The following is an 8,849-nucleotide window of genomic DNA, read 5'->3' as shown; positions in this document are numbered from 1 at the left end:
ACCGAGATCAAGGCTCTGCGAGGAGCCGACGTCGCGGTGATCGTCGGCGCGATCAACCCGATCGTGCGCGGCTGGGCGGCCTACTACCGGACGGCGGTGTCCAGTCGAGTCTTCAGCCGGCTGGACCACTACCTGTGGCAGCTGACCTACAGGTGGGCGTTACGCCGCCACCCGAACAAGCCGAAGCACTGGATCGTTTCCCGGTACTTCGACCGGTTCAACCCGTCCCGCAGAACCCGGTGGGTGTTCGGCGACCGCGACAGCGGCGCATACCTGCTCAAGTTCGGCTGGACGAAAATCGTCCGGCACCAGATGGTCATCGGCTCGGCGTCCGTCGACGACCCGACCCTGACCGACTACTGGAACGCCCGGCGTCGCCGCAGCCGATCGTCGCTCCCAGTCAACCGCCTCACCCTGGGCCTGCTCCAGGCTCAGCACGGGCGGTGCGGCTACTGCGACGACCTGCTGCTGCACGCCGACCGGCAGCCGCAGAACCCACAGCAGTGGGAACAGTGGCTGCGCGGAACCCGCAAGGCGATCAGCCGCAAAGCCATCGTCCCAGGGGGTGGCGGGCCGGACGATCAACCGCGTCTCGTCCACGCTCACTGCCGGCGGCGGCGCACCTCCGCTGCCAACGTGAGCCCAGCACCGCAAGAGACCTGCGAGCCCGTGGGGCTTGCTTGAGCCGGGTGCGGTGAAAGCCGCACGCCCGGTTCTGAGGGGGCCCCGTCACGGCGACGCGATGGGGCTACCCGACTCTCGAGTAAGGAGCACCGGGGGTGGACGGGAGGCGCCAACTTCGACGTCCGCCCCCGGGCTACCGGGGGTATGTGGGGCTACTGGCCGTCGGTGGGGGCGAGCTGGAAGGTGGCCGGCCGGTCGACGGTCTGGACGGCCAGCCCGGCGGCGACGAGCTTGATCGCCGCGTTCGCGACCGCTCCGGCGCTGGCCTTGGCCGCCCGGCTGCCGTCGTTGGCGGCGTCGATGAGCCGGCACAGCTCCCCGGTCTTGAACTGCCGCTGCGGGTGGGCTTCGAGAACGTCCAGCACAGCCCGCAAGGAGCCGCCCGCCCGCCGGTTCCCGCTCCTGGGGGCCTGCGGTGCGGCCGTGTCGACAGCGTCGGTGTTGCCCAGTTCTTGGGGGTTAGCGACGTCGGGGGTGGACGTCTCGCCGGTCAGGTCACCGGCACAGCTGCTATCCGCCGTGACGGCGTCGCCGTCGGCGCCGGCGGGCGGCTCGACTATGCCCGCCATCTCGGTGCCGGTCTCAGGAACATCGGTGCTGATGTCGGCGGGATCGGCACCGGCGGCTGCGGAAGGGGCGGCGGCCGGGGTCTGGTTGGCGGGTTCCGCTTCGATCGGCGGGGTGTCGGAATCGCTGGCAGCGGTGGCACGGCCGGCGTCGGTCAACCGCCACATAGTGCGGGACTCGACACGGAACCGTTCGGCGAGTCCAGCTTCTTCCAGGCTGCGCAGCTTCGGAGTGGTGGTGGAGTAGCCGATCTCGGCGTGAGCGGCGACGCCGCTGGCGGTGGCCTCGCCGAGCGCGGCGAGGGCGGCCAGAACCTTCGCGGTGCTGGGTGAGAGGGCGGGACCGGTCTCGTTCATTGGCGTGTCCTTGTCTCCCGCGGTCGCGGGGCGGCTGGATGAGGCGTGGACTGATCCACGCTTCGATGGCGAGGTGGAAGCAAGTGGGTCGCCCGGAGTTCGGGATGCGCCGGGTCGCTATCGCCTCCGAGAGGTCGGGCGGCGACGGGCGAGCGGGGAAGAGGAACAGGGCGGCCATCCCCGGCCGTGTTGGCTGAGCACCCGCCGGGCGGGCCGCCCGGACGGGATGCTGCCGCGAAACCGCTGGGCTGCCGTCCGCAGGGCCGTCATCGCGCGCCGGCGCCTCGGCTGGCGGGTGCCCGGCTCAGGGCTGCCGATTGATCGACGATGGCGTCAGCGGCGTGAGGCAGCGGCCCGGCAGGGCGTGTACCTGCTGTCGTGCGGGGCGCGGTGCGCTGCCCGGGTTGAGGGTTGGGCGTTATAGGGCGACAGCGATGAGCCGCTGGTCAGGTGCGAGGGTGTCGAGGTGGTGCAGGGCCTGCTCGATGTAGGTGGTGCGGTCGGTGAGGGCGTCGCTGGCCGGGGCGAGCTTGCGACCGTCGGCGGTGAGCATGGCGTCGCCGACCACGGCGGTGGCGGCACTGTAGTGCTGATAGGCGAGGGGACCGGCTTGCAACATCTCCAGCTCTCCGATGCCAGGCTGGCCAGGGCCGGGGTGGGTGGCGGCGTGCAGGCGCATGGCGTGGACGCGGGGTTGGGTGTGGAAGTCCGTGGCCGCCGCTTGCAGGGGGTAGCGGTTCGGGTTGGCGAGGTGGCGCGCCTCGAAGGTGGGCCATGGGGTGGCGGGTCGGGTGCCGTGCACGGCCTGCTGCCAGATCTGGTGCCGGATGCCGGCGCCGACGGCGGCGGCCTGACGCATGCCGTGCAGGTCGAGCAGCCGGACGGGTCCGCCGCTGCAGGGCGCGGGTTGGCCCTTACGCAGGCCGATCATCTGGCGGCGCTGCCACCGACGCAGTCCGGGCACGGCCCAGAAGCCGGCGGTGAGGGTGGCGGGGACACCGAAGTGCGCGGCGAGCTGGTGAGCGGTGAGCGCCTCACCGGGGAGGTCGTCGGGCAGGCAGACGATCATCATGTGGATGGTCGGCGCCGGTGTGACAGCCTGTCGCGGGGTGCGGCGCTGGGCAGCGTAGGCGGGGCTCGACGTGGCAAGGGCCGGCGGGGGCGGGGCCGGCTTGGCGGTGAGAGTGGGCACGCGGCTGCCGTGGCGGGTCAGCGGAGTGCCGTTGGGGGTGTGGGTCATGCAGGTTCCTCCTGTGGTGCGGGCGCGTCAGGGCACGCAGCGGCGACCAGCCCATCGCGTACATGGGACGGGTCAGGGAGACGGTGCTGCGGGTAGTTGGTGCGACCTCGGGGGTCGCCGCGCGGTGCGCGTACCGACCGGCCGAAGCGGGTGGGTGACAGGCGCGCCGGTGTGGTGCGGCGAGGGATCCCGGAGGTGGGACCGAACCAGGTGAAGCGATACATGGGGTGGAGGTGTGGTCGATGACGGTACTGGCTGCCTCTGTCAGCGCCATCCCGCGCCGAGCATGCCGGAAGTGGGGTTGACCTGCGCTGTCAGACCATCCGGTCCGGTTCCGGTCCCGCGTGTCAGAGCGCTGTCAGATCCGGTTGGGCTGACAGGTCAGGCATTGAGGCGGACAGCGTGGGCCAGGGGAGTAGCTCACCGCTGCGGCCTGCACCTGTCAGACGTCTTCGCCGGGAAAGAGCTGCTGGTCGATGTCGTCGGTGAACCGGTGGGGGTTGGTGGCGGGGTTGTCCGGGCCGTGATCGGAGGGCAGCTCGTGCAAGCAGCAGCGCCCGATCGGGTCAGCGGCGAGGGTCCATGCCGCCCCAGCAGGGTGATCCCCTTGCAGGCCGTGGCCACCGGCATGACGGTGCGCGCCCCCGCCAAGGCGCGCAGAAGGTTGGCCTCCCGGCGTCGGCTCGGCACCCGCAGCAGGACCGGGTAGCGGGGCCCGAATTCGGCCAGACGCTCGTAGCCGCGCAGCTTGCGTAGCACCGTCGCCAAGGGCTCGGTGCCGTTGTCGTGCTCGAGGAAGAACCCGACCTGCCGGCCGCCGGCACACCACACGCCGTGGGCGTCAGGGCGGATACCGGCGATGGCGTAGGCGGCGGTGGCGTGCTGCTCGGACCACCACCGCGCTAGCCGCACGCCCTCGTGGGTGCGGGCATGGGCGAGGAGATCGGTGAACAGCTGGTTGGTGCCCAGCAGGTGCGCGAGCCGGCGGCTGCCGACAATGCGTTCCGTGCGCTCGATGCTGCTGCGCGGCGGCCGGGCGTCAGGCCGGTCCGGATCGTTGTAGGCGGTGGGATGCACGAGCATCCCGAGGGGTCCGAGGGCGTACAGGTACTGCCCGTCGCCGGTGGTGATGTCGACGAACCGGGTGACGGCGTCGATGGCGTGCAGCGTGGCCAGACGCAGCCGGGCCGAGCGCCGGGACGGGAACAGCGCCTCGGTGATCTGCTCGGTCGACAGCACGTAGTGCTCGGCCAGCCACGCGAGCAGCTGACGGTCGCGCAAAGTCAACCGGCGCAGGTTCTCCAGACGAGAGCGGCGACTGGTCGTGCTGCGCGAGGCGAGGATTCGCGGGTTCAACGAGGGCGGGTGGAAGACAGGACGATCGTGAGACACGAGTGGATTCCCTTCAGGGGAAGGAGGAGTGGTCCCCTCCCGTGGAGGGGTGTCTGGAAAGTGACCGGAGCCGGCAGTCTCTGTCGGCGGCCGTGAGCAGCACGAACAGGCGTGCCGAGGCGTGCTGGCCCGCGTCCGGGCGGCGAGGTGGTGAAGGCCGGCGGCAGGGCTGACGGAAGACCACACGGAAGGGCCTACCGACGCCGCTGACAGACCGGCAGGACACGAACCGCCCGCGCCACGACGGCGACCTATCAGGCCTCGCGCTTGTCCGACCTCGGCCGGGAGCGGAGGTGAGTAGGTGACTGCGAGAAGCGGTCGACGAGGTCATCGACGGCACTGCTGTCCTGCGGCGGAACCGCCCTAGCCGCCGCCTGGCGGATAGCGGTTGTCTCACCCACGATGGGGCGGGGTGGGCGGGTGCGCATGGTGAAGGCGGCGGTTTGTCGGCCGCCGGCGACGAGTCGGGTTGCGGCGGTGTACGCGTCGAGGTGGGTCAGGTCGTGCTCGTCGAGCTCGGGCAGGGTGTGTCGGGCCAGGACCCGGGCGTCTTCGGGCGCGCAGGAGAAGTAGACCTTGTTGCGGGCGTTCGCCGACGCGGCGGCAAGCAGGTCCTTGGGGAACTGGGCGAGGTCCTGGTGCGACAGGACCAGGGACAGCCGGTACTTGCGGGCCTCGGCGAGCATCGTGTCCAGCGAGTTGGCCAGCGTCAGGAAGTTCTGGCACTCGTCGATGATCAGGGTGGCGTCGCGGCGCTTGTCGGGGGCGACCCTCGCGCGGGCGGTGGCGGCCTGCCACACCTGCGCCAGCACCAGCGAGCCGAGCAGTTTGCTGGTGTCCTCCCCGAGCTGCCCTTTCGGGATGCGCACGAGCAGCGCCCCACCGTCGAGGACCTTGCCCATGTCGAAACTCGAGCGGGGATAGCGCATGGTGCGCTTGACGAAGTCGCGCAGCAGAAAGGCACGCAGGCGGGCGAGGACGGGGCCGATGACCTGGGAGCGCAGGGCGGGGTTGAGCTCGTCGTACCACTGCCAGAACCCGGATAGCCCGGCCGGGTCGTCGAGGCCGACGGTCATCGCCGACCGGAACTGCGCCGAGTTGAGCAGCGGTGGGATGTGCTGCAGGGTGACGTTGGCGTGGCGCAGCAGGGTCAGGCAGGCCACCCGCATCACGTCGTCCATCCGCGGCCCCCACGCTTTGGCGAAGATGGTCCCGAAGATCGACACCAGGTTGTCCACCACGAGGTCGGGGTCGTCGCCGGACAGCGGGTTGAGGGTGGGCGGGTTGGGTTGGTCGGGGTCGAACAGCACCACCCGGTCGGCGGCGGATGCGGGGAGCCGGTCGAGGATGTCCAGGACCATGTCGCCGTGCGGGTCGATCACGACGGTGCCCCGGCCGGCGGTGATGTCCGCGACGGCCATGTTGACCAGCAATGTCGTCTTGCCTGAGCCTGTCGATCCGACCACGTGCATGTGATAGCGGGCGTCGGGCACCGATAGGGCGACCGCGTGCCCGCCGACCTCGGCGTCCCCGAGGACCTTCGCGCCGCGCCCACCGGTCGACACCGCGACTGGTGCGGGCATCGACCGGGCGCGTGCCCGGTCCAGGCCCGGCACCGCCAAATCTTGGGGGAGGGCCGCGAGCGTGGCGAGCTCCGGGGTGCAGGTGAGGAAGCCCGCGCCGAGGCGCCGCTGCGCCAGCACCGTCACCGGCGAGGACATGCCGGCGCGGTGGCTGAGACGGTTCCGTCCGGTGTGGATGGCGAAGGACGCAGCGACCGCGTCGGCGATGCCCCACAGCCGGGCACGCGGGTCGGCGCCGCCGCGACGGGCGCTCTTGGCCACGGCATAGCGGATGCCGGTCTCCCACAGCGGGTGGGCGGTCTTGTCGAGGATGGCCCGCACGTCGCGTTCCACGCCCGGATCCCGCCGCTGCCAACCGCTCGAATGAGGCCGGTTTCGACCGGGCGACTTGGGTTGGAACACCTCGATCAGCCACAGCACTGCGCCGGCGAGGTTGATCGACGGCATACCGGTCTTGCCATCACGCAGCCGGACGGCTGCATGGCGGGCCCGGGCAGCGCGGCCGGGCCGGGCGGGCCGGGCGAGGACCTGCACGCAGGCGTACTCGTCGGCCTTGAGCTGGGAGCCGGCGGACATCAGCGCCCGCAGCGGATCGTTGTCGTGATCGGTGCGCAGCGGCAGCCACTCCGCGGCGACGGGCAGCAGATGCCCGCCGACAGCGAACGGAACATGCAGCGGGATGGGGGCCGGGGCGGCATCGGTGGTGCAGACCGCCCCCGGCCAGGCGGCGCGGATCGCGGCCTCGACCGCACCGGGCGCCACCGTCCCGGGCACCCACAGCGAGATCAGCAGCTGCCGGCCGGTCCACGTGTACTGCCAGGCCACGTGCGGGCTGCCGTGCAGCAACCGGCGCCTGCGTGACGGCGTCAAGGTGCCGGCGAGGTTGGCCCACAGGGCGGCGGCGCTGTGCGGGTCGACCTGCGGTGGCGGAGCGATGGTGACCAGGCGTGCGCCGTCGGCGTGCCGGCGGTGCCGCCACAGCGAAAGCAGATTGCGCGCCGTCACCCAGGCGACGATGACGGTCGCGGCGGCGGCGAGCAGCCACGGCCGTTGCGCCGCCCAGTCCGCGGCGTCGAGCACCCAGCGGGCGGAGCCGGTCGGGGGCAGGATGACACCGGCGCCCGGCCCGGACGGGCTGGGCGCCGACGGGAGCGGAGCCAGGGTGACAAGGGGCGAGGTCACAGGTCGTCGCCTTCCTCGTCCAAGTCGGCCAGCTCTCCGGGCCGGGTGGTGCACAGCAGATGCTCGGCGTCGGAGGCGATGCCCTCGAAGCTGGTCCGGTTGGTGCCGGAGATCAACAGACCGGTTCCGACGCGGGCGGCGAGCAGCCGGCGTCGTTCGCCGGCGGTGAGACCGAACGCGTCGCCGACCGCGTCGATGGCCTGTGGTGCCTGCTTGAGCAGGACCTGGGTGGCGGCGTTGGCGACAACGGCCTGGCCGAGGTCGCTGCCGAGGACATCGGCGACGTCCTGCGTGATGACGGTCAGCCCGGCGTGACGTTTGCGGGCGGCCTTGGACATACGGAACAGGAACCGGGCGCCCTCGCCGTCGCGCATCAACAGCCACGCCTCGTCGACCACAACCAGCCGCCGGGTGGCCAGCCGGCCGGGAGTGTCGACTGCACGCCAGATCGCGTCCAACGCGAGCAGGGTGCCGACGGTGCGCAGCTCGTCGGGCAGATGCCGCAGCGACCACACCACGAGGTGCCCGTCCGGGCGGGTGGTGGTGGGCCCGTCGAACAGCTGCGAAAACGACCCCTGCACCCACGGGGCGAGGCGCGCCGCGAGCTGGCCCGCGGCCGGGTCGTCGTCGGCGCGCAGAATTGCGGCCAGATCCCGCAGGAGCGGGGCGGGCCGGTGATGCGTCGCGGGATCGGCGGTGATGCCCGCTTGTCGGTACACGGCCAGGATCGCCCGGTCCAGGGCGGCCCGCTCCACCGGCGGCGGCTGCTCGCCAAGCAGCACCGCGACGAAGGTGTGCAGGAACAACCCGCGGCGGATGAGCACGTCCGGGCGGGTGTCTCCGGCCGGCAGGTCGAGAGGGTTGACCTTGACCCCGGCAACACCCAGGCGGACCACCACCCCGCCCACCGCGTCGGCCAACCGCAGGTATTCGTCCTCGGGGTCGACGACCGCTACCTGCACCTGCTGGTAGAGGCTGCGCAGGATCTCCAGCTTCACGAAGTAGCTCTTCCCGGCGCCCGAGCGGGCCAGCACGATCGAGTTGTGGTTCTCCTGGACCCACCGGTCCCACCACACGATTCCCCCGGAGTCCGGGTTCACCCCGTAGAGCACCCCACCCTCGGCGGGCGGGTCGCCGGGCAGCGGCGCGGGCAGGTCCGCGCTGGCCAGAGGGAACGCTGCGGCGAGGGCCTGGGTGTCCATGGTGCGGCGCACCTGCAGCGAGTCCGTGGCCAGGGGCAGGGTGGTGGTCCAGCCGGCGAGGTGCCGCCACGTGGCGGGCTGCACCTCGATCAGCGTCGACGCGGCGGCGGCTTTCACCTGGGCGCAGGCCTCGAGGAGTTCGTCTTCGCTGCGGGCATGCACGGTGAGGTAGAGGCCGACCCGGAAGAGCTTGGCCGCGCCGCGGGCGAGACGCTCGGCGAGGTCCGCGGCGTCGTCGGCCGCGGCCTCCACCTGCGGGTCGGGCAGCTTGCCCCGTCCGGCGTCGGCTCGACGGGAGGACTCGAAGCGGGCGCGCTGGGTGCGCAGCCGCGATGCGGCGACCGGCGCGGGCAGCGGCTCGATGTGCAGGGCCAGGTCGAGGCGGCCGGGCCAGGACAGCAGTGGTTCGAGCCAGGCGGGGCCAACCTCGGCCGGGTAGCCGGTGACCACGAGGGTTGCGGCGTAGCCGTCGCCGACGCGCAGCATCCGCGGGGTCACCTCCACGGAGGCGGGCGCGACCGCAGCCGCCAGCCGGTGCGCCCGGCGGCCCTGGTCGGCGGAGTGGGATCGGTTGCGGATCTTCATGTCTGTCGGCTCCTCCCGGAGGCTTGGCGCTGGCGTGGTGCGGGTGAGGTGCGTGACG

At 72.0% G+C, this 8,849-nt stretch carries 5 protein-coding genes and 1 pseudogene; 1 reads left to right on the top strand and 5 read right to left on the bottom strand.

Annotation, left to right across the window (positions count from 1 at the left end):
• Window positions 1–684: group II intron maturase-specific domain-containing protein (locus JNW89_RS19000; RefSeq protein WP_305070521.1), on the top strand; the 684-nt coding region annotated here is incomplete at its 5' end.
• 152 nt (window positions 685–836) lie between these two features.
• Here the strand turns inward: JNW89_RS19000 and JNW89_RS18995 are convergent.
• The 5 genes and pseudogenes from JNW89_RS18995 to JNW89_RS18975 all read right to left on the bottom strand — a co-directional run bounded on the left by JNW89_RS18995 (window position 837) and on the right by JNW89_RS18975 (window position 8,791).
• Window positions 837–1,607 carry a helix-turn-helix domain-containing protein gene (locus JNW89_RS18995; protein ID WP_238449923.1) on the bottom strand — a complete coding sequence of 257 codons (771 nt, stop codon included), beginning with the start codon at window positions 1,605–1,607 and terminating at the stop codon, window positions 837–839.
• Between the two features lie 418 nt (window positions 1,608–2,025).
• Window positions 2,026–2,847 carry a hypothetical protein gene (locus JNW89_RS18990; RefSeq protein WP_238449922.1) on the bottom strand — a complete coding sequence of 274 codons (822 nt, stop codon included), beginning with the start codon at window positions 2,845–2,847 and terminating at the stop codon, window positions 2,026–2,028.
• Between the two features lie 442 nt (window positions 2,848–3,289).
• A pseudogene (locus JNW89_RS18985) lies at window positions 3,290–4,191 on the bottom strand (replication-relaxation family protein).
• 302 nt (window positions 4,192–4,493) lie between these two features.
• Window positions 4,494–6,932, bottom strand: a complete 2,439-nt coding sequence (locus tag JNW89_RS18980; protein WP_238449925.1) for a helicase HerA domain-containing protein — start codon at window positions 6,930–6,932, stop codon at window positions 4,494–4,496.
• Window positions 6,933–7,000: 68 nt separating this feature from the next.
• Window positions 7,001–8,791: a VirB4 family type IV secretion system protein gene (locus JNW89_RS18975; protein ID WP_238449924.1), complete on the bottom strand. Its 1,791-nt coding sequence runs from the start codon at window positions 8,789–8,791 to the stop codon at window positions 7,001–7,003.
• Between the last annotated feature and the right edge of the window lie 58 nt (window positions 8,792–8,849).

The organism is Micromonospora sp. 4G55, from assembly GCF_016803375.1.
This window is presented reverse-complemented; position numbering and strand designations above follow the sequence as displayed.